Consider the following 23,657-nt stretch of genomic DNA (forward strand, 5'->3'; position numbering starts at 1 on the left):
AAATCTTTTTGAATTTAAGGGCTGGCTTCTATTTTTATGAAATTGAAAATTAAGAGAGGATGAAAATAGGATTTTGGGAAAATTGCTTCATTGTTTTTGTACAAAAGATAGTTTGAAGGTTGTAGATTGTGGTTCAAAAACTTACTTTTATTCCTTATGTTTTCTAGTATGAAGAAAACGTATTGCTAATTAATCGTTTTTTTTCGGACTTTCAAAAAAACGAAACTTACATTTATTATATGGCTTCTATTATTTGCTGAATTTCTGTTTTTTGTGATTCTTTTTTTATTCTTTTATTTCTAATTATGATCCTAAAATATGGACATTTTCCATTTATTGACAAATCTTTTTCGTCATTTCCTTTTCTGAATTTTATTATTTCAAATTGGTCAGGATTAAATTTATGTAAAAATGTTATGGGTACTCCCATAAATCCATCGTAGTCCATTGGAATATTCTGGGTTTTATCTACATTGATTCCATTGTAATTGTCATATTTAGGGTAGTCTGATTCGTTACCATAATATTTTTTTATAAGGTCAATGTCTTCGTGTCGTTTAGATGTATCTAGGTTTGTTAGCCATAAACAATTATTTGGTGAAACTATTCTATTTCCTAAACTATCTATTTGAGTTTCTGTTCCGTAAAGCTCATAATGTTTAGGTACTATAAAACCTGAAACACCTCTTCCTAAATTTATTCCCAACCAAACTTTGTTTTCCTTGATTAGTTTAAATATTTCTTTATAGGTTATAACATTAATATTACCGATTATTAAAAATTCTTTTTTAAATTTAACTAATTGGGCTACAAACTCTCTAAATAAAGAAAAAGGAGGATTTGTTACAACTATGTCAGATTGTTTGAGTAGTTCAATACTTTCTGAACTTATATCTTGATTATTTAATTTCCCTACTAATTTCCCTCTTAAAATATTCTCTATATCTTTCCCTTGATGTTTAGCTTCCGAAACTAAAATTATTCTCCAATTATTATTATCATCTTTTACTTCAATTATACCTCCATCAGGCTTTATACTTGATTTTGAAACAAAAAGAGTTTGTCCTAAATCTTTATCTACTTTTTTTAGAGCTTCATTTATTTCTTCTTTTTTAACACTCTTTCTGTATCGAAAAGTTAATTGAGGATATTCTTTCTTAAGTTGTTCAATAACATCACAAGATATATTACCAACCTTATTATCATGCCATTTTGCCTGGTTTCCAAATATACCAACTACACCTTGAGATAGCTTATGTTGATCGGTTAGTCTCTTTGATTGGTTCTTTTTTATGTTTTTATATTTTTACTTCAAGTAGTTCTAGTTACAGAGATACTAATTTATAGTTGATACTCATTTTTTAGACTTTTACTACCTTATTATTATCCTCTCTTTTTTATTTTTGTAGAAAAAATGTCTTCACACTCCGTTGTTAGAGATAACCAAGAACCCGCATTAATAATTGCTAATGGGGCGGAATGCTCACGCGAATTATTAGATCAATTACTTGAATGGTCACCATTCGTAATTGTCTTAGATTCAGCTATAGAAAGAGTTCTTAATTTAGGTATAAAAGTAGATGTTTTATTAGGCGACTTTGATAGAGGTTTTGATGCTGAATCTTATAAAGAGAAACAATATCCTCTTGAAATTGTTCATACTCCAGACCAAGATAAAACAGATTTAGAAAAAGCGTTTGATTATTTGATTAATAAAGGTCATAAAGCCGCAAATGTTATTTGGGCTACAGGAAGACGAACAGATCATACGCTTACAAATATTACGAATATTGCTCGTTATAGAGAGGAATTAAAAATTGTAATTCTAGATGATTATTCAAAAATTCATTTATTGCCTCAAAAATTTGAAAAGTGGTACACTAAAAACAGTATTCTTTCACTTATTCCTATTGGAGAAGTAAAGGGTATTCATTCTAAAAATTTATTTTATCCTTTAAACAATGACATCTTAACTTTAGGTTTTAAAACAGGCAGTAGCAACTTTGTAACAGAAGATGGTATTGTAACTATTGAACATGCCGAAGGACATTTATTATTAATAGAATCCTTTGATTAATGTATTTCAATGATAAAAAAACACTTAGAGTTCACGTGCTTTATATAATCAATAAAACTTTAACTTTACATTTCTAATTTTTAGTATTAAATGAAATTTCAAGTTGTATCTAATTTTTCTCCCATGGGAGATCAACCTCAGGCTATTAAAAAATTAGCCGAAGGAATCCAAAATGACGAAAAGTATCAAACTTTATTAGGTGTAACAGGATCAGGTAAGACTTTTACAGTAGCCAATGTAGTACAAGAAGTACAACGCCCTACTTTAGTCCTAGCGCATAACAAAACATTAGCTGCTCAATTATATTCAGAGTTCAAACAATTTTTTCCTAATAATTCAGTACAATACTTTGTATCTTATTATGATTATTACCAACCAGAAGCATATATACCCGTAACGGGGACTTATATAGAAAAAGATTTATCAATTAATGACGAATTAGAAAAACTTCGTTTAAGTACTACCTCTGCCCTACTTTCAGGTAGAAGAGATGTATTAGTGGTAGCTTCTGTTTCATGTTTATATGGTATTGGAAATCCTGTTGAGTTTCAAAAAAATGTTATTTCTATTGAGAGAAATCAAGAAATTTCAAGAACAAAGTTTTTACATCGTTTGGTTCAAAGTTTATATGCTCGTACTGAAGCAGATTTTAATCCTGGTAACTTTAGAATAAAAGGAGATACTGTTGAAGTCTTTCCTGGTTATGCAGATGATCCTTTTAGAATTCATTTTTTTGGTGATGAAATAGAGGAAATTGAGGCTTTTGATGTAAAAACGTCTAGAGTAATAGAGCGTTATGAGAAACTAAACATTTACCCTGCTAATATGTTTGTTACCTCTCCTGATGTTTTACAAAATGCTATTTGGAATATTCAACAAGACTTGGTAAAACAAGTAGATTATTTTAAAGAAACAGGTAAACATTTAGAAGCAAAACGGCTAGAAGAGCGAACGAATTTTGACCTCGAAATGATCCGCGAGTTAGGATATTGCTCAGGAATTGAAAATTATTCTCGCTATTTAGATGGTCGAGAAGCAGGTACTCGCCCTTTCTGTTTATTAGATTATTTTCCAGATGATTTTTTAATGGTTGTAGATGAAAGTCATGTAACTATTTCTCAAGTACATGCAATGTATGGTGGAGATAGAAGTAGAAAGGAAAACTTGGTTGAATATGGTTTTAGATTGCCTGCTGCTTTAGATAACCGTCCTCTTAAGTTTGAAGAATTTGAAGCACTACAAAATCAAGTTATTTATGTATCTGCAACACCAGCCGATTATGAATTACAAAAATCTGAGGGCATTTACGTAGAACAAATTATTCGTCCAACAGGATTATTAGATCCTATTATTGAAGTACGTCCAAGTGCCAATCAAATAGACGATTTAATAGAAGAAATCCAACAACGCTGTGAAGCAGATGAACGTGTTTTAGTAACTACTTTAACAAAACGTATGGCGGAAGAATTGACTAAATATTTAACCAAAGTTTCCATTCGCTGTCGTTATATACATTCTGATGTAGATACACTAGAAAGAGTACAGATCATGCAGGATTTACGTAAGGGTTTATTTGATGTGTTAATTGGTGTTAACTTACTTCGTGAAGGATTGGATTTACCAGAAGTTTCTTTAGTAGCTATTCTAGATGCTGATAAAGAAGGTTTTTTACGCAGTCATCGTTCTTTAACACAAACTGTAGGACGTGCTGCTCGTAATATTAATGGTAAAGCTATTATGTATGCTGATAAAATAACGGATTCTATGCAACGTACGATTGATGAAACGAATTATCGTCGTGAAAAACAAATTAATTTTAATACAGCACATAATTTGGTTCCAAGAGCTTTGAATAAATCTATTGAAAATCATTTATCTAAAAGTTCAACAAATAGTTCTCATCATGAACATTTTATTTCTAAAGCTGCAGAACCTGAAACGGAATATCTAACTAGACCTGAAATAGAAAAACGTATTCGTGAAAAACGAAAAGCAATGGAAAAAGCCGCTAAAGATTTAGATTTTATGCAAGCAGCAAAATTACGTGACGAAATAAAAGCTTTACAAGAAAAGTTAAATTAGTTTTTTATTTTTTTCAATAAAATTTAAGATTCTTTTTTTGAAAAAAAGAAGTGTGAACTATCTTTCTTTTTTATTTATTTACAATTTAACGGTTGTATTATGCTTCTTTTTTGTGTATTATCTGCTTTTTAAAACAATATTTATTAATTTAATACCGTTAACTAACTAAAAATTACAAAATGAAAAAAACTTTTTTAACATTCATTACCTTATTGGGCATTACAGCTACGGGCATAGCTCAAGATAATGCTATAGGGATACGTCTTAACGAAAACAACGGTTTTGGTGCTGAAATCACTTTTCAAAGAGATCTCTCTGATGATAATAGAATAGAAGCTAATCTTGGCTTCAAAAATCAAGGATATACAAGATATGGCAACTATAAGTATGATCAACGTGAGATAAAACTTACCGCTCTATACCACTGGGTTTTTGATATAAAAGACGGTTTTAAATGGTTTGTTGGACCTGGTGCGGGAATAGGTTCTTGGACGGCGTCTTCCTATTATAATTCAAATAATGGTAGATATGAGGACAAAACGGGAATTTACTTAATTCTTGCTGGGAATGGAGGAATTGAATATAATTTTGATTTCCCGTTAAGATTAGCAGTAGATCTAAGACCTGAACTTTATATCAGTTCTGAATACAAAGACATAACCGATAGAGGATTTGGTCCGAACGTAGGGGTAAGTGCTCGTTATTGCTTTTAAAAAAAGGAGGCTGTCCTAAAAGTTTGCAATCTTGTCATCGATCAAAGGGAGAAATCACATACTATTGATTATGAGACTCCTCCTTCGTCGGAGTAACAAACTACATGTTGATTTATTACTTTTTGGACAGCCTTATCTTATTACATTCTTTCAGGAACTTGAATTCCTAATAAACTAAATGCTCGTTGGATTGTTTCTCCCACTAATTTAGCCAATTGAACTCTAAAAATCTTTTTATCTACATTTTCTTCACCTAAAATAGATACATTTTGGTAAAACGAATTAAATTCTTTGACTAAGTCATACGTATAATTAGCTACTAACGCAGGACTATGGTTAACCGCTGCATTTTGAATAGCTTCGGGGAACAAAGCAATTTGTTTAATCAGTTCTTTTTCTTTTTCGTGTAAATTTTCTAAAAGAATATTACCTGAATAATCAAAATCTGCTTTTCTTAAGATAGACTGAATACGCGCATAAGTGTACTGAATAAATGGTCCTGTATTTCCATTAAAATCAACGGATTCTTCAGGATTAAACATCATTGTTTTTTTAGGATCTACTTTTAGCATATAGTATTTAAGAGCTCCTAGACCTATTATTTTATATAAATCTGCTTTTTCCTGATCTGTATACCCATCTAATTTTCCTAATTCTTCTGAAATAGATTGTGCTGTAGATGTCATTTCTGCCATTAAATCATCTGCATCTACTACAGTTCCTTCACGTGATTTCATTTTACCTGAAGGTAATTCAACCATACCATAAGAAAGATGATACAATTGCTCAGCCCAATCAAATCCTAATTTTTTTAGAATTAGGAACAATACTTTAAAATGATAATCTTGTTCATTTCCTACTGTATACACCATTCCTCCTACATCTGGAGTATCTTTTACACGTTGAATAGCTGTTCCTATATCTTGTGTTATATATACAGATGTTCCGTCTGCACGTAAAACCAATTTTTCATCTAATCCTTCAGACGTTAGATTGATCCAAACGGATCCGTCTTCTTTTTTATAAAAAACTTCTTTTTGTAATCCTTCTTCTATAACATCTTTTCCTAACAAGTAGGTATTACTTTCATAATAATACGAATCAAAATCAACTCCTAAATTTTTATAGGTAACACTAAACCCATCGTATACCCATTGATTCATTTTTTTCCAAAGAGCAACTACCTCAGCATCACCGGCTTCCCATTTGCGGAGCATTTCCTGTGCCTGTAAAATAGATGGTGCTATTTTTTTTGCTTCTTCTTCAGTGTGTCCAGCTTCTATTAGATCTTTTATTTCATTTTTATATTGTTTATCAAATTCAACATAAAAATGTCCCACTAATTTATCGCCTTTTAAGCCTGTTGATTCTGGTGTTTGATTCTTTCCTTCCTTTTGCCACGCTAACATAGATTTGCAAATATGAATACCGCGATCGTTTATAATTTGTGTTTTATAAACTTTTTTTCCTGATGCTTTTACTATTTCGGCCACGGCATAACCTAATAAATTATTACGAATATGCCCTAAATGTAAAGGTTTATTCGTATTAGGCGAAGAATATTCTACCATTATAGCTTTATCTCCTTCTATAGGTGTTTTAAAACCAAATTGTTCAATTGTTCTAGCTATATTAAAAAAATCTACATAATAACGGTCGGCAACTACTAAATTTAAGAACCCTTGTACCACATTAAACTTTTCAATTTCGGCTACGTTTTGAACTAAATAATCACCTATCTTACTTCCTATTTCCACAGGATTCCCTTTTATTAGTTTTAATAAAGGAAAAACAACCATGGTGATATCTCCTTCAAATTCCCTACGGGTAGCCTGAAATTCTACTTTATCAAGTGAAACCTCAAACAATTGCTCTACTGCAATCTTAATCTTTTCCGTAAGAATTTGTTGTAATGTCATAATTTAATTATTTTTTTAAGTATACAAAGATACTATTTAAATAGAAATTCACTAAATTTATATAGCAAGTAGAATTCCGAGGTTTTTAAAAAAAACCTCCCAAAAACAAATTGAAGGATCTAAAATAAACATATTTATATTTTTATCAGTTTTTTCCTATATTTAATATAAGTTTGCCGTCTCATTTTTAAAGAATTGTACCATGCTCAAAAGATATCTACTCTTATTGGTCTTTTTTATAGACTTTTATTCTAATGCGCAATTTATTTCTGTTGAAACAAATCGAACTCCTGATGATTTAGTACGCAATGTATTAACACAATCTGTCTGCATAAACGTCTCTAATGTCAAGAGTTCTACAGGAACGAACTTTGGATCTACAAATGGCATTGGTTCTTTTAAAAATACAAATCCTGCTTTTCCTATTAGTGAAGGAATCATTTTGAGTACAGGGAATGCCCTAAAATCTACGGGTCCCAATACATCAAGATTACAGGACGGAACCGACACATGGCCTGGTGATAGTGATTTGACTTCTGTATTTACAACTGATCCTGCTTTTCCGCCAATTTTTTTAAATGCAACGAAATTAGAATTTGACTTTACCTCTTTGAGTTCTCATATTCAGCTTCCTTTTATTTTTACTTCTGAAGAATATGGCACTTATCAATGCAATACCTATGATGGAATTGCTATTTTACTAACGCATCCTGATGGAAAGGTGGAAAATCTTGCTTTAGTACCTAATACAAATCTTCCTATTTCTGTGGAAACAATCCGTAATAATTTATACAACTCTAGTTGTAATTCAGCTAATTCAACCTTTTTTGGTAGTTTTAATGGAGGAATTAGCACTAGTACTTCTCCTACTAACTATAATGGGCAAACGGTTTTATTATCTGCTATCAAAGATAATTTAATAAAAGGGGCTACTTATCATCTTAAAATTGTTATTGGAGATAGAAATGTAACTAGTGATGATTCTGCTATTTTTTTAGGTAGAGCCAACTTTTCTTTAGACACCTCTCCTTTGGGACCTGATCTAACCCTATGTAATAACGAGGGTATAAACGAAACATATACATTACAATCAGGACTAGATAGCTCCTTATATGATTTTGAATGGAGAAATCAAAACAACAATCCTATTGGTACAAATGCTCCTAATTTAGTTCTAAATCAAGCGGGAAGTTATCGTCTGATTTATTATATAAAGTCAACTCCTTGTATTGCTGGACAGGATGAAATTAAGATTGGTTACCAGAGTGCTCCATCTAGCGTAAATCCTAAAGTTTTATATAAATGCAATACGAATTCAACTAGTTATGATTTTGATTTCAGCTCGAATCAATCTTTATTAAATCCAACAGGTGCTCTAACAATTAGTTTTCATGACACATTGTTAGATGCTCAACAAAATATTAATTCTATAGGCAATAATTATAACGTTGTAGCGAGTACGCTTCCTAAAACTATTTGGACCAGAATTCAAAATGCAAATGGTTGTTATAATACAAAATCTTTTGATTTACAACTAACCCCTTCTCCTTCATTAATTAAACCCACAGACATTACAAAATGTGAAAATACTTTTGGAAGTGGGCAAACCTTTATTTCTACACAAGAATTTTCAATTCTAACGAATAAGTTATTGAACGGATTATCGAGTTCTATTTATCAAATAAATTATCACTTACAACCTGATTTTAGTGATTCTCCTATAGATATAAATAAACCTTTTTTAACAGGTAATAGGACTATTTATATTAAATTATTTGTAAAAACGGAAACCAATTGTTTTGTTACGGAATCTTTTAACGTTATCGTAATTTCACGACCTACACTAGAAGTGATAAAAGATCAATATGTTTGTGTTCAATATATCCTACCAGAGCAACCTAATGGAGCTCAATATTGGTCTGGTCCTAATCAAACAGGCATTAATTGGCCTGCAGGAACTAACATAACAATAGATGGAACATTAGTATACCAATATATAAGTAGTGGAAATCTTAGTGATTGTTATATAGAGAATGCTTTTACCGTACATGTTGTAAAATCAACCCAATTAATTCCTACTACCTTAACAAGTTGTGACAGTTATATTATTCCTGGCCCTCGTATTCCTGGATCAAAGTTTTTTTTAGATAGTGCATTAACTCAACAAATACTTCCTGGTACTAGCATCAGTACTATTGGAGAAACAACTTTATATGTAAGTTATGTCTTTTCTGATCCTAATTGCCCTCCTATTACGACCTCTTTTAAAATAAATATCTCAAAAAGCCCCACTATAAAAAACACTTTTACTAATTTATTTAGTTGTATTCCTATAAACAATTTACCAATCTTGATTACAGATCTTGGAACCGTAGATTACTACACCTATGATAATACTACTGGTATGTATAGTGTATTAAGTTTTCCTATTAGTAAAACAACTCATGTATATGCTTATGCTATAAATAATAATTGTCGTTCAAATATTTATGATTTTTGGGTTTATATAGGAGATATTGGATTAAAAAATATTGATTCTTGTAGTAATTTTTATGTTTTACCCCAACCTGTTATAGGTGAATTTAGAGATGCTCCTAATGGGGGTGGAAACCTGATAAAAACACCTAAAACGATTACCCAAAACACAACCATTTATCATTATATTGAAAATGCTAGTTGTACTTACAATAGTTCTTTTAGTATAAATTTTCACCAACCTTCTTTAGTAAGTCCTGAAGAGGCTAAATCTTGTATAAATTATATTTTACCAATAGAAAGCCAAGGAGGAAGGTATTTCACATTACAAGGAGGTCCTAATACACCTGGCAATACTGAACTATTCCCTAATAATGAAATAAAAACCTCTACAACTCTCTGGATTTATAAAGAGTCTAGTACAGCCCCAGGAAACCTAACCCCTAAATGTTTTAACGAAGTCCCTTGGAAAATAACTATCTTTAACAAACCTATTATTGATGTCCGAGGGGACCAAATTACCTGCTTTAAATACGATCTTACTCCTTTAGCTAATGGAAATTATTACCAAGACCCTAATGGTAAAAACCTTATAACTAATTTAAGCATAGACAGTAGTGATCTAAGACCTGGAATAGAACAATCAACTAGAGTAAAAACTATTTATATATATGCACAAAACCCTGTGGTATCTAACTGTTACAGCCAAAGTTCTTTTACCATAACATTTGATAGTTTAGAGGTTCCTCCACAAACAGATCTAGTAGTTTGTAATTCTTACACACTTCCTACTCTACCTGTCAATATGCTATATTATGATAGTCCTTTGGATCCTGCCCATCCTGAATTACCTCATCCTGGTAAAATTATTCCAGCAGGAACTACCTATAATACTTCCAATGTCATAAGTCCTATTTATGTATATACGAGTACTAATAATAAACTTAAGTGTATAGATGAAAAAAGTTTTAAACTAACAATTATATCCCAACCTGTTGCTCCTAAAAATATAAGCACTCTTCCTATATGTGATGAGTTTCAAGATCCTTTTGATGGTATCTTTCAATTTGATTTAAGCACAATTAATACTCTTGTTTTAGGAAATACAACTTCAACTAATGATTTAAAAGTAGACTATTTCAGAAGTTTTAATGAAGCAAATGATTTAAATGCAACCCCTCTAACTATAAAATACATTAATAATATCCCTTTCAACCAATCTATTTGGGCCAGATTATCAAGCCGTAAGCTCAATTCTTGTTTTGATGTAAGCAATGAAATAAAATTAATCATTGAGCCATTGCCAAAATCTAATTTACAACCAGAATATATTATTTGTGAAGATTATGCAACAGGTACTTTATACAATCAAGCAATTTTAGATACAGGTTTATCCTTACAAAATTATCAATTTCAATGGTTTTATAACCATACCCCTTTGGCAGAAAAAACCCCTTCAATCACGGTTTCACAAGATGGTAATTATTCTGTAATGATAACCAACACTATCACTAATTGTACAAAAAATTACACCACAAAGGTAACTAAATACAAACCTTACATTCTCTTAGAATATAATGATGCTTTTGAAATACCATCTTATATTAAGATTAATGTTATGGGGAATGGTTCAGGCAATTATAGCTATCAACTAGATAATGGTAACTATCAAGAGAGCAATCTATTCTATAATGTAAGCTCAGGAGAACATACCATTGCATCAAAAGATAATTCAGGACATTGTAGCCCTGCTCCTATTACAATATCAATTATTAACCATCCAAAATATTTTACCCCTAATAATGATGGTTATAATGATTATTGGAATATTCCTGATTTAATCCAGTCTAATCCAACAGCCTCTATTCAAATTTTTGATCGTTATGAAAAACTAATTCAACGCTTTTCTCCTAATTCAAAAGGTTGGGATGGAACCTATAAAGGCATTCCCTTACCAGCCGATGACTATTGGTTTACAGTAGAATACAATGAAAAAAATAGTACAAAAATTTTCAAATCCCATTTTAGTTTAAAAAGATAATATTTTAATCCCGAAAAAATTTCGGGATTTTTTTTTATCTAAACTGTAACAAAAAAAATCATATTACGTCTTACTCTACAGAATCAAATTTAATTCTAAAAGTACCTTGTATTACACAATATCGCTTTTAATTTAAATTGTTTCAATCATCATCAATCAAAATTATCAATCAAAATGAAAAGAAAAGCAATTTTAGTTTGCTTACTAGCTGCTATGGCTTGTATGCAAGCACAAACTCCAGTAATTTCTACTAATAGTAATAACACGATTAATGCTAATACTACGGGATCTTTATCGGGTAAAATAATCGACAAAAAAAACAATTCTCCTCTCCCTTATGTTTCTGTAACAATAAAAAGCGAAGGAAAAACAATAGCTGGAGCTATTACAAAGGACAATGGATTATTTACTATTACCAATCTCCCTCTTAAAAATCTAGTCTTAGAAATTGTTTATATGGGCTATAAAAAATACATTAATACTATAATACTAACCCCAGAGAATAAAAACATCAATCTAAAAAACATTGTATTAGAAGAAGAATCTAAACAATTAAATGAAATAAGCATTACAAAAGAAAAATCATCAATTGAACAAAAAATTGATAGAAAAGTAATTACAATTGGCAAAGATTTACAAACAGCAGGTGCCACCGCTGCTGAATTAATGAATAACATTCCTACTGTAAGTGTTGATGTACAAAATAATACCGTGAGTTTAAGGGGAAATGAAAATGTTAAAATTTTCATTGATGGTAAACCCTCTAACCTTTCTGCTGCTCAAGCTTTACAACAAATACCCTCTACTGCTATAAAACAAATTGAACTGATTACCAATCCATCTGCAAAATATAATCCTGAGGGAATGAGTGGTATTATAAATATTATACTCAACAAAAATTCAAATTTAGGTTTTAACGGAACTATAACTACAGCTCTTAACTTTGCTATTAAACCTAAATTTAATGGTTCTATAGACCTAAACTACCGAGTTAATAAATTTAATTTCTATACTACTTACTCCTTAAATCATGGAAAAAATACAAATTACGGTCTTATAAATTGGAACAAATACAATAGTACAAAAGATTATGATCTTGCTATTGATGTGGTTCATTTCCGAAAAAATAATTTTGCTAAAATAGGAACTGATTTTTACATCAATGATAAAAATACACTTTCATTTTATTCTATTCAAAATTTTGACAACCCAGCCGTTGAATTTAAAAACGGTATCCATTATTTAGATAGTAATCTTAAAGATTTACAAACACAAGAAGCTAATGGTTTAGAAAGAAATCAGACCTATAATCTTGCTTACAAACGCAAATTTGATAAGGAAAATAAAACACTGGATATTGAGTTAAATTACAATACAAATGATGATCCCGAAAATAGTCTTTTTAAAGACCTCAATAACAATATCAAATTTACAAACAATGTTCAAAAAAACGGTACAAACTTTATAGCCAATATTGATTTTGTAAATCCTATAAACGAAACTTCTAAAATAGAACTCGGGGTAGAAAGCCGATTAGATGATACTAATAATAAAATTCAGGTTAATTCTGTTTTCGATGCTCATTTTAATTTCAAAAGAAATATTTATTCTGCTTATGGAAATTACAGCAAAGAATTAGGTAAATGGAATTATCAAATAGGTCTTAGATTAGAAAGTTATGATGCAAAAGGCAGTTTTCAAAAAATAGGAAATACAGACAAATTTTTTTCAGATTACATTTTTACCCTATATCCCTCTACTTTTTTAACATATAATTCATCCGAAAATAATTCATTTAACCTTAACTATTCTAGAAGAGTTGACAGACCTAATATGGATCAGGTTAATGAAATTAGACAATGGAACGGAATTACTATGCAGCAGGTAGGAAACTCTAAATTAAGACCTCAATTTACCAATTCTATTGAATTGAATTACACTCGAAAATTAAAAACAGGATCTTTTACATCAGGTTCCTTTGTACGCTTTATTCAGAACCAAATTAGTCAAATTATTACTACAAACCCTGATGAACCAACAAAACAACAATTAACCTTTACTAATTTTGACCGCAATACAGAATATGGAATTGAATTATCTGGTAACCTAGATTTAAAAAAATGGTGGAGTGTAAACTTTGGTTCTGATAGTTATTTTACTCATTCAACAGGTATTATAGAAAAGAGAGATGGCAACTTATATACACAAAGCATCAATGCAATTCTATTTAATAGTAGAATAAATCACACTTTTAAACTTACTAAAGACTTTCGCTTAATTTGGTTTACCATGTACAGAGCAGGTCAAAACGGTTTACAATTTTCTAATAAAGATATGTGGAAAACAGACTTAGCCACTCGATTGAATTTATTAAATGGAAAAGGATCTTTAAGCATTCGATACAATGATATTTTTAATACAATGAGAGCGCGTTTTTATAGTAACGAACCTGCTCAAATTAACGGAAACTTTAGGTGGGAAAGCCAAACTATAAATATTAATTTCAATTATCGTTTTGGCAGTGGCAAAAATAAAACCCTAGATAGAAAACAAAGAAATCAAGATGAATCACAAGGAGGAGGATTATTTTAAAATTATACCATTTAAACTTTGAAATTTCCTCATAATACTATTTTTTTAACCCTGAGACTGTCCAAAAAGTTCACAATCTTGTCATCCTATGTTTGCATAGGAAAATTCTTTGAATATTTTATAAATTTATTTCAACAGAAGAAAGAGAAAGATAAAAGCTAAATTTTGTCATTGGTAAAAAGACTGTAGGCAATGCTAGTTCCTTTCTCTCTCTGCTTTTGAACTTGGACAGTTCTTTTTGGGATCACATAAAGAGTGTAACATAACGTTTTTGCTTTAGCAAAGCATATATTATATATTTTAGAAAACTAATTTAAGAACGAAAAAACTTTATTTATTTTAAAAAATGTTTCGCCTCAAAGCATTTTTTAGAAAGAAAATTTCTATAAAATAAGAAATCCTAAAATAAACTTTTTCAATGAATTAAACTCTGTTTTGAAATAAATTATTAAATTTGTTATAAGACAGATAAAAAAATGTAAACCTGTCAGACTTTATACCTATCGCTTCAGTAGTAATTTATCAAAGATGATAATCTAATGAGCCGGATGATTAGAAATCATCATTATTCTACAATTTTAGCTTTTCAAGATAGGTTATAATTATATTAATTTTTTCTAATTAATCTAATTTTTAGTATTGTTTCCCTTTTTGCAACAAGTATACTAGTTGCCTGAATTGCTATTAAGTCAAACTATAAAAAATATAAAAATTAGATAAAAGCAACCTTCGTCACGGCAATTGCTTATAAAAATACAGCCAAGCAATGCCATAGTATTAATAAAAATAAGAAAACAAATGAAACAAAGTTTTTTTTTAATTACAGCACTATTCTTGACGAGTGTCTTAGGAATAGACGCTCAGTGTACACCTACTTTTGTTCCTGATTTAGCATTACAATCCAGTGATCCGGCTATTAAATCGGAAATTCAAAATATTTATGATAAAGCTAAAAACACAAGATTAGCTACCACCCAACCATCTACCTCAAGTTTAAATACAGCTATTGGGTTTTATAACAATTTAAATATAGTGGTAAACGGCAATACCATTACTGGTAATCCTATAACAGATTACAATAAACTTACTTTTTTAAATACGTTTGTTGATCACCTAAAATTCAATCCTAATGATACTGCCGTAATTCAAAGAGTAAATGATTTAATCTGGTGGGTTTCAGAAAACCTTTGCAATAATACCCTATCAGTTGATACACACGGTTATGTATTTAAAAACTTTTCAAGAAAAGGCTTTTTCTGTGCAGAGTATTTAACTCCTCAAAACAAGCAAAGAATTTTGTATATTATAGAAAAAGAATTTGCCAATTGGAATGTTTTTTGGAAGCCAACCTATGATTATAATTCCCAAGCCACAGAAGGAGTTATTAATACAGATGATGTTTATAATAAATTAGATGCACTTGTGCCTTTAGTAAAATGTTTCTCAACAGATGATGAACAGTATCGTTATATGTTAACCTTAAGCCGATTTGTTACCCGATTTGCCTCTGTATACACAGATGGTACCCGAGATGGAATAAAACCAGATGGCAGTGGATATCATCATTGGAACAATTACGAAACGTACATGTACGCTTATAATACCCTTATTTATTGCCTAGATGTATTTGGGACCACCCGTTTTCAAATAAAAGCCCCAGCATATAAAGTTTTTAGAGATGCTGTTATGCACAAAATATTAATTTCTAATGATGCTGGATGGATCCCCTTATCTATGACAGGTAGAAGTGGTAACTGGGAAACAATATCTGTAGATCAAAATTCTATAAAAAATTTAGCTCTTGTAGGAGGACACATTTTAGGTTTACAGACAGCAGACCCTCTTTTAGCAAGCATCTATAACAAAAGATATGGCGTAGAACCCTCTTTTAATCATAGTACAATTGCTCCTTTTCACGATGGCTTTTATCAAAACAATCACGCAAGCGCAGGTATATTTAGAACCAAGAATACAGTGATACTAAATAAAGGATTTAGCAATCAACTTTGGGGAGCAGAAACCTTTAGTAATAGTAATAGATATGGTAGATACCAAAGTTATGGAGCTATGAATATCCTATATCCAGGAACTGCTGCTGCCAACGGTTTTGATAATACAAAGTGGGATTGGAATTATAATCCAGGTGCTACTACTAAAGTTTTATCATGGCAAGATTTAATTGTACCTTGGCAAAGAGTAGATGAATATTCAAGTAAAAAATTAGCAGGTTCTTTGCAACATAATCTTAAAAAAGGCGAATATTTAAAAGATGTTTTTGGAACACTAGGTATGTTTGCTATGGATTTTCAAGAAGCAGAAAATATAGGATGGGGAGGAACACCAACAGGATCAAATACACATGATACCTCTTTTACCTTTAAGAAATCTTCGTTTTTCTTTAATGATATGATCATTTGTTTAGGTTCTGATATAAGCAATAGCGATGTTAATACTGTAACAGTTACCACTTTATATCAAAATGCAACAACTCCTAACAATGTGATAATAAATAACAATACATATACCTCAACAGGTATAACATCTACTTATTTAGGAACAAATCCAAACTGGATTTTAGATAACTTTAATACAGGCTTTTACTTAGTTACTGGAAATAATGATGTAAAGATTCAGCGTAAGAATCAACAAACACCATCACATAATCAAAACAATCCAGCAATTCTAAATCCCAATACAGAAGCAGCTATAGGATTTATAGATCATGGTAAAGCCCCTAATAATGCTCAATACGAATACGTAGTACTTCCTAATACGAATGCTTCAGATATGCAAAATTTAGCCAATTCATTCCAAAGTACCAGCACACGACCGTATACTGTACTAAATAAAGATAGTAAATCACATATTATCAAACATACAGCATCAGGAATACATGCTTTTGCACTTTTTGAAGCAAATACAGTACTTCCTGGAAATACCAACCTAATTTCAAATGATAAACCTTGTTTAATAATGTATGGACCGTTAAACTCTAATTCAGAAATGACATTGAGCTTGTCTAATCCTGATCTAGGTCTTCCAGACAAAAGAAGTTTTGACTCATTTAAAATTCAGCCCATAGAAATTACATTTGATGGAGAGTGGGAATTACCACAATCTCATAAAGATATTCAATTAGTTTCTTCAAATTCAACGAGTACTACATTCAGGTTTTTAACCTATCAAGGATTACCTATTGAAACAACTTTTAAAAAACATATTACCTTAATAGGACCAATTACGAGTTCTCCTATAATAAATCCATCAAAGAACCTTTTGGCTTATCCTAATCCAACAAATGCTATGATACGAGTTGATAATGTTCAAATGAATATAACAAATACTAAGTTGTATAATTTACAAGGACAAGATATAACCCATCTTGTAATAATTAATAGTAACACAGTAGATATGTCTAAATTATCCAGTGGATCATATCTATTAAAAATAGGAAATCAGAGCATTACAGTCCATAAAAAATAATTAAAAAGACTTTAAATCATAATAAACTAAAAAAAGTATTTGTTAATTCTCTATACAATATGATTTTTAGTTAACATCCTAAAAACCCTCATTTTGAGTAATTGCAAAATGAGGGTTTAAGATTTTATCCAGAAACCCAGATTATGTGTTATCTTATTTAAACTTAAAATATACTGGATTAAAAAGAAAAATTCTCGATATGTTTTTTTCATTTTAAAACAACTCGAACAGACCGTTGAGTATATAATTAAAATCATCGTTAGTTTGAGCGTGAAGCGCATCGAGAATCAAGACTAATTTTTAGATACTGTATTAAAAAAGTCTCTAAAGCGACATGCAGTTTGTCTCTCCTACACAAGAAGGAGTCTCACAATCAATATTATGCGGTTTCTCCCTTTGGTCGAAATGACAAGATTGTGAACTTTTTGGGCAGTCTCGAGGTTTAAAAAAAGTATTATGAGGAAATTTCAAAGTTTAAATAGTATAAATCAACATGCAGTTTGTCACTCCTGCGTAAGGAGGAGTTTGATAATTAACATTGTGTGATTTCTCCCTTTGGTCGAAATGACAAGATTGCGAACTTTTTGGGCAGTCTCAGGGTTAAAAAAATAGTATTATGGGGAAATTTCAAAGTTAGATGGTATAAATCAACATGCGGTTTGTTTCTCCTGCGTAATCCTGCGTGAGGAGGAGTTTTATAATCAATAGTATGTGATTTCTCCCTTTGGTCGAAATGACAAGATTGCGAACTTTTTGGGCAGTCTCAGGGTTAAAAAAATAGTATGATGAGGAAATTTCAAAGTTAGATGGTATAAATCAACATGCGGTTTGTTTCTCCTGCGTAATCCTGCGTGAGGAGGAGTTTTATAATCAATAGTATGTGATTTCTCCCTTTGGTCGAAATGACAAGATTGCGAACTTTTTGGGCAGTCTCAGGGGTAAAAAAATAGTATTATAAGGAAATTTCAAAGTTAGATGGTATAAAAAAACAAAATAAAATAACTTCAAAAAAAGAGGCGTTTATGCCTCTTGTATATTCTTAAATTTTTACCTATAAATCCCCATAGTGAGCGGAAGTGTAAGCAGTTGCTTTCAACACGAGTTTGATTGTTAGCTCTTCGAGCCCAACGAAACCTTAGCTGTTGGCGGTAGTGCCTTATTATAATTTGTTGATTTCTTCTTTGGTTAAGCCTGTTGCCTGCGTAATGATTTCTACTGAAACACCTAATCTTTTTAAGGATTTAGCCGTTTCAATTTTTCCTTTTATTTCTCCTTCAATTAATCCTTCCATCTTTCCTTCCATCTTTCCTTCGTCGAAAGCAGTGTCAATAACGCCTTTTAGATCTCGGTAAACTTTAAGACTGCTCTCATATTTGTCTAAATCTAATTGCCCGAAATTTGCCAACTCTGCTTTTTCAAAGGCTTGGGTAAATACTTCGTCTTTGAAAATTGTAGGAATATTTTGAAAATCTTCCAAGTTTTTGATGAAATATAACCATTTGTCTAAACGGGAATTTAATTGGTTTTCCTGTTTGTTAAAATTGGGCATTTCTAAGTAGATATAGGTCAGTTTATCGTAAAATACTTTTCCGTTTTGGTTTTTTAGTTTGATGGTATGCACTACTTCGCTTCTTTCGGGTTCTGTTTCGTAATCGTCGAAGGTGAAATCTAAAACACCTACGCAATAAACCGCTTTCAAATTATAGTTCCATTCGCCTTTTTCGGCTTGTTCTCTAATGGGAAATGTGGAGTAATAGATGGTTCTTTCTTTGAAGTAGTTTTGCTTGGCTTTTTGGAGTTCTACGATGAATTTTTCGCCTTTTTCGTTTTCGCAATAGATGTCGTAGATGGCTTTTCTGTCGAGGTCACTCTGCCCGAGTTGCTCGGTGTTTTTAAAAGAAAGTTCTTTGATCTGGTCATATTCTGGCAACAAGGCATTGAGGAAGTCGATAAGTAGGTTTTTACTGGCTTCTTCTCCAAATATCTTCTTAAACCCAAAATCCGTAAAGGGATTGATGTATTTTGCCTTCATGTTCTCAACTTGTTTTCTTTGTCAAATTTACAAAAAATAATCTTTGATGTTGATCTTAAATTTCGGAGGATTCTGGTTGAGTATATAATTAAAATCATCGTTCGTTCGAGCGTGAAGCGCATCGAGAATCAAGACTAATTTTTATTGCTTTTGTAGGATAGTGTCTAAATTAACATGCGGTTTGTTACTCCGACGTGAGGAGGAGTCTTATAATCAACATTGTGTGATTTCTCCCTTTGGTCGAAATGACAAGATTGCGAACTTTTTGGACAGTCTCAAGGTTAAAAAAATAGTATGATGAGGAAATTTCAAAGTTTAAATAGTATAAATCAACATGCGGTTTGTCACTCCTACACAAGGAGGAGTTTTATAATCAATAGTATGTGATTTCTCCCTTTGGTCGAAATGACAAGATTGTCAGCTTTTTGGGCAGTTTCAGGGTTAAAAAAATAGTATGATGAGGAAATTTCAAAGTTAGATGGTATAAATCAACATGCGGTTTGTTACTCAGTAAGGAGGAGTTTTATAATCAATAGTATGTGATTTCTCCCTTTGGTCGAAATGACAAGATTGTGAACTTTTTGGGCAGTCTCAGGGGTAAAAAAGTATTATGAGGAAATTTCAAAGTTAGATGGTATAAATCAACATGCGGTTTGTTTCTCCTGCATAAGGAGGAGTTTTATAATCAATAGTATGTGATTTCTCCCTTTGGTCGAAATGACAAGATTGTGAACTTTTTGGGCAGTCTCAGGGGTAAAAAAGTATTATGAGGAAATTTCAAAGTTAGATGGTATAAATCAACATGCGGTTTGTTTCTCCTGCTTAATCCTGCGTGAGGAGGAGTCTTATAATCAATACTATGTGATTTCTCCCTTTGGTCGAAATGACAAGATTGTGAATTTTTTGGGCAGTTTCAGGGTTAAAAAAATAGTATGATGAAGAAATTTCAAAGTTAGATGGTATAAATCAACATGCGGTTTGTACTCCTGCGTAAGGAGGAGTTTGATAATCAATATTATGTGATTTCTCCCTTTGGTCGAAATGACAAGATTGCGAACTTTTTGGGCAGTCTCAGGGTTAAAAAAATAGTATTATGAGGAAATTTCAAAGTTAGATGGTATAAAAACCAAAATAAAATAACTTCAAAAAAAGAGGCGTTTATGCCTCTTGTATATTCTTAAATTTTTACTTCGATATTCCCATAGTGGATGGAATCTCAACGGTTCCGTCCAACATGGGTTTGATTGTTAGCTCTTCGAGCCCAACGAAACCTTAGCTGTTGGCGGTAGTGCCTTATTATAATTTGTTGATTTCTTCTTTGGTTAAGCCTGTTGCCCGCGTAATGATTTCTACTGAAACACCTAATCTTTTTAAGGATTTAGCCGTTTCAATTTTTCCTTCAATTTTTCCTTCAATTTTTCCTTCCATCTTTCCTTTTATTTCTCCTTCAATTAATCCTTCCATCTTTCCTTCAATTAATCCTTCCATCTTTCCTTCGTCGAAAGCAGTGTCGATAACGCCTTTTAGATCTCGGTAAACTTTAAGGCTGCTCTCGTATTTGTCTAAATCTAATTGCCCGAAATTTGCCAATTCTGCTTTTTCAAAGGCTTGGGTAAATACTTCGTCTTTGAAAATTGTGGGAATATTTTGAAAATCTTCCAAGTTTTTGATGAAATATAACCATTTGTCTAAACGGGAATTTAATTGGTTTTCCTGTTTGTCAAAATTGGGCATTTCTAAGTAGATATAGGTCAGTTTATCGTAAAATACTTTTCCGTTTTGGTTTTTTAGTTTGATGGTATGTACTACTTCGCTTCTTTCGGGTTCTGTTTCGTAATCGTCGAAGGTGAAATCTAAAACACCTACGCAATAAACCGCTTTCAAATTATAGTTCCATTCGCCTTTTTCGGCTTGTTCTCTAATGGGAAATGTGGAGTAATAGATGGTTCTTTCTTTGAAGTAGTTTTGCTTGGCTTTTTGGAGTTCTACGATGAATTTTTCGCCTTTTTCGTTTTCGCAATAGATGTCGTAGATGGCTTTTCTGTCGAGGTCACTCTGCCCGAGTTGCTCGGTGTTTTTAAAAGAAAGTTCTTTGATTTGGTCATATTCTGGCAACAAGGCATTGAGGAAGTCGATAAGTAGGTTTTTACTGGCTTCTTCTCCAAATATCTTCTTAAACCCAAAATCTGTAAAGGGATTGATGTATTTTGCCTTCATGTTCTCAACTTGTTTTCTTTGTCAAATTTACAAAAAATAATCTTTGATGTTAAATTTCGGAGGATTCTGGTTGAGTATATAATTGAAATCATCGTTAGTTCGAGCGTGAAGCGCATCGAGAATCAAGACTAATTTTTATTGCTTTTGTAGGATAGTGTCTAAATTAACATGCGGTTTGTTTCTCCTGCTTAATCCTGCGTGAGGAGGAGTCTTATAATCAATAGTATGTGATTTCTCCCTTTGGTCGAAATGACAAGATTGTGAGTTTTTTGGGCAGTCTCGAGGTTAAAAAAATAGTATGATGAGGAAATTTCAAAGTTAGATGGTATAAATCAACATGCAGTTTGTCACTCCGACGTGAGGAGGAGTCTTATAATCAATACTATGTGATTTCTCCCTTTGGTCGAAATGACAAGATTGTGAATTTTTTGGGCAGTCTCAGGGTTAAAAAAATAGTATTATGAGGAAATTTCAAAGTTAGATGGTATAAATCAACATGCGGTTTGTTTCTCCTGCGTAATCCTGCGTGAGGAGGAGTCTCATAATCAATAGTATGTGATTTCTCCCTTTGGTCGAAATGACAAGATTGCGAGCTTTTTGGGCAGTCTCAGGGTTAAAAATAGTATTATGAGGAAATTTCAAAGTTTAAAATAATATAAATAAACATGCGGTTTGTTACTCAGTAAGGAGGAGTCTTATAATCAATACTATGTGATTTCTCCCTTTGGTCGAAATGACAAGATTGTGAACTTTTTGGGCAGTCTCAGGGTTAAAAAAATAATATGATGAGGAAATTTCAAAGTTAGATGGTGTAAATCAACATGCGGTTTGTACTCCTGCGTAATCCTGCGTGAGGAGGAGTCTTATAATCAATAGTATGTGATTTCTCCCTTTGGTCGAAATGACAAGATTTCGAATTTTTTGGGCAGTCTCGAGGTTAAAAAAATAGTATTATAAGGAAATTTCAAAGTTTAGATGGTATTAAATATATAAAACTTCAAAAAGTTATTCTAAAAATTTTTGAGCTTTTTAAATTGGTTCAAATTTTTAGAATAACTTTTTAAATTACACAGTTCGTGGTATATTATTTTTATATAATTGCTTGTTTAATTAAACTCATAATATACTCTAAGTTAGAAGTATCAGTAACCATTAATTCATAATCACCATTGCCTATATGACCAACGCTAGAAACATCACGAGCTAGTTTTTTTGAATCATCCAAGCTTCCCTTTTTTAAATTAATCCATATTTTTAATCCTTGTTTCTGAATTTCAATATCAGCAATATTGCTTTTTAATTTAAAAGCTATATACCATTTTTGTGGTTTAATTTCTATGTCACTATTTAATTGTAAAATAGCATCTCTATAGGTCTCGTACAACTCCTTTATATCATCACTCTTTCCTTGAAATTTTTCCTCTTCGGTATATACCTTTATTTCATTAGTAACCGTTTGAATTTTACTATCCTTTTGCGCTAAAGGCTTAATACTTTCCGCCGAATTCGTCTTTTTGATAGGGTTAATGCTGATAATATCATTCTCAAAACGCTTGATTTCCCATAACTCAATCGCAATATCTTTAAAATTGGTAGCTAAACGTTGATTCTCTGTAAAACTAGGCGATACAAAAACCACCCGTGTTTGTGACCAGTCCACGGTACTACTATGTAAGTTTTTATGTAGTGTTTCATTATACGTCAACACAAAATCCGCTTTGTTCTCCAGCATCAAACTCAAATAGGTAAAGCCTTGGTCAACCACACTCGCATTTTTATCGCGCTTATATTCAATGATAATAAATGATTCTGATTGCATATCATACGCAAGGGTATCAATGCGTTTGCCTTTTATACTAAATTCGCTTTTAACAAACTCTAAACCCGTGAGTAAGGTCAGGTTTTGCTCAAAGAGGTTTTGTATTTCGCGTTCTAGCTTAAAGGGTTTTTCTTTTAAGGCTTTTAATTGAGTATTATTTATTTGATATAGGTTCATTAAAAATAATTTAAAAAGAGGCTATTAGTA

At 31.5% G+C, this 23,657-nt stretch carries 11 protein-coding genes; 6 read left to right on the forward strand and 5 right to left on the reverse strand.

Going from position 1 to position 23,657, the window contains the following annotated elements; translation table 11 throughout:
• Positions 1–235 precede the first annotated feature (235 nt).
• Positions 236–1,294: an EcoRI family type II restriction endonuclease gene (locus ACUXZJ_RS15055; protein ID WP_081078413.1), complete on the reverse strand. Its 1,059-nt coding sequence runs from the start codon at positions 1,292–1,294 to the stop codon at positions 236–238.
• Positions 1,295–1,414: 120 nt separating this feature from the next.
• On the opposite strand from ACUXZJ_RS15055, the gene ACUXZJ_RS15060 reads away from it, so the two are divergent.
• From ACUXZJ_RS15060 to ACUXZJ_RS15070, 3 genes are all read left to right on the forward strand, one after another.
• The gene (locus ACUXZJ_RS15060; RefSeq protein ID WP_060382770.1) at positions 1,415–2,077 is read left to right on the forward strand and encodes a thiamine diphosphokinase; all 663 of its coding nucleotides are present in this window, start codon (positions 1,415–1,417) and stop codon (positions 2,075–2,077) included.
• A 90-nt stretch (positions 2,078–2,167) separates the two neighbouring features.
• Entirely contained in the window at positions 2,168–4,159 is a 1,992-nt protein-coding gene (gene uvrB / locus ACUXZJ_RS15065; protein ID WP_060382771.1) for an excinuclease ABC subunit UvrB, read from the forward strand.
• A gap of 179 nt (positions 4,160–4,338) precedes the next feature.
• Positions 4,339–4,872, forward strand: coding sequence for a hypothetical protein (locus ACUXZJ_RS15070; protein WP_060382772.1), 534 nt, complete (start codon positions 4,339–4,341; stop codon positions 4,870–4,872).
• A 140-nt stretch (positions 4,873–5,012) separates the two neighbouring features.
• On the opposite strand, the gene argS is transcribed toward ACUXZJ_RS15070, so the two are convergent.
• Positions 5,013–6,791: an arginine--tRNA ligase gene (gene argS, locus ACUXZJ_RS15075; protein ID WP_060382773.1), complete on the reverse strand. Its 1,779-nt coding sequence runs from the start codon at positions 6,789–6,791 to the stop codon at positions 5,013–5,015.
• A gap of 202 nt (positions 6,792–6,993) precedes the next feature.
• Here argS and ACUXZJ_RS15080 point away from each other — a divergent pair, with 202 nt between their 5' ends.
• From ACUXZJ_RS15080 to ACUXZJ_RS15090, 3 genes are all read left to right on the forward strand, one after another.
• Positions 6,994–11,307, forward strand: coding sequence for a choice-of-anchor L domain-containing protein (locus ACUXZJ_RS15080; RefSeq protein ID WP_446195403.1), 4,314 nt, complete (start codon positions 6,994–6,996; stop codon positions 11,305–11,307).
• Positions 11,308–11,481: 174 nt separating this feature from the next.
• The gene (locus ACUXZJ_RS15085; protein ID WP_063743112.1) at positions 11,482–13,899 is read left to right on the forward strand and encodes an outer membrane beta-barrel family protein; all 2,418 of its coding nucleotides are present in this window, start codon (positions 11,482–11,484) and stop codon (positions 13,897–13,899) included.
• 798 nt (positions 13,900–14,697) lie between these two features.
• Positions 14,698–17,382, forward strand: coding sequence for a polysaccharide lyase family 8 super-sandwich domain-containing protein (locus ACUXZJ_RS15090; protein ID WP_063743113.1), 2,685 nt, complete (start codon positions 14,698–14,700; stop codon positions 17,380–17,382).
• 1,159 nt (positions 17,383–18,541) lie between these two features.
• Here the strand turns inward: ACUXZJ_RS15090 and ACUXZJ_RS15095 are convergent.
• The 3 genes from ACUXZJ_RS15095 to ACUXZJ_RS15105 all read right to left on the reverse strand — a co-directional run bounded on the left by ACUXZJ_RS15095 (position 18,542) and on the right by ACUXZJ_RS15105 (position 23,627).
• Entirely contained in the window at positions 18,542–19,414 is an 873-nt protein-coding gene (locus tag ACUXZJ_RS15095; protein ID WP_060382777.1) for an Rpn family recombination-promoting nuclease/putative transposase, read from the reverse strand.
• 1,296 nt (positions 19,415–20,710) lie between these two features.
• Positions 20,711–21,631 (reverse strand): Rpn family recombination-promoting nuclease/putative transposase, encoded by a 921-nt coding sequence (locus ACUXZJ_RS15100; RefSeq protein ID WP_446195406.1) that lies wholly within the window; start codon positions 21,629–21,631, stop codon positions 20,711–20,713.
• 1,090 nt (positions 21,632–22,721) lie between these two features.
• Positions 22,722–23,627, reverse strand: coding sequence for a DUF5655 domain-containing protein (locus ACUXZJ_RS15105; protein ID WP_060382778.1), 906 nt, complete (start codon positions 23,625–23,627; stop codon positions 22,722–22,724).
• Between the last annotated feature and the right edge of the window lie 30 nt (positions 23,628–23,657).

The sequence above is a fragment of the Flavobacterium sp. TN-1 genome, assembly GCF_052828645.1.

Coding starts and splice junctions, on each gene's coding strand:
- ACUXZJ_RS15060 (WP_060382770.1), top strand. CDS start 1,415: ATGTCTTCACACTCCGTTGTTAGAGATAACCAAGAACCCGCATTAATA.
- uvrB (WP_060382771.1), top strand. CDS start 2,168: ATGAAATTTCAAGTTGTATCTAATTTTTCTCCCATGGGAGATCAACCT.
- ACUXZJ_RS15070 (WP_060382772.1), top strand. CDS start 4,339: ATGAAAAAAACTTTTTTAACATTCATTACCTTATTGGGCATTACAGCT.
- argS (WP_060382773.1), bottom strand. CDS start 6,791: ATGACATTACAACAAATTCTTACGGAAAAGATTAAGATTGCAGTAGAG.
- ACUXZJ_RS15080 (WP_446195403.1), top strand. CDS start 6,994: ATGCTCAAAAGATATCTACTCTTATTGGTCTTTTTTATAGACTTTTAT.
- ACUXZJ_RS15085 (WP_063743112.1), top strand. CDS start 11,482: ATGAAAAGAAAAGCAATTTTAGTTTGCTTACTAGCTGCTATGGCTTGT.
- ACUXZJ_RS15090 (WP_063743113.1), top strand. CDS start 14,698: ATGAAACAAAGTTTTTTTTTAATTACAGCACTATTCTTGACGAGTGTC.
- ACUXZJ_RS15095 (WP_060382777.1), bottom strand. CDS start 19,414: ATGAAGGCAAAATACATCAATCCCTTTACGGATTTTGGGTTTAAGAAG.
- ACUXZJ_RS15100 (WP_446195406.1), bottom strand. CDS start 21,631: ATGAAGGCAAAATACATCAATCCCTTTACAGATTTTGGGTTTAAGAAG.
- ACUXZJ_RS15105 (WP_060382778.1), bottom strand. CDS start 23,627: ATGAACCTATATCAAATAAATAATACTCAATTAAAAGCCTTAAAAGAA.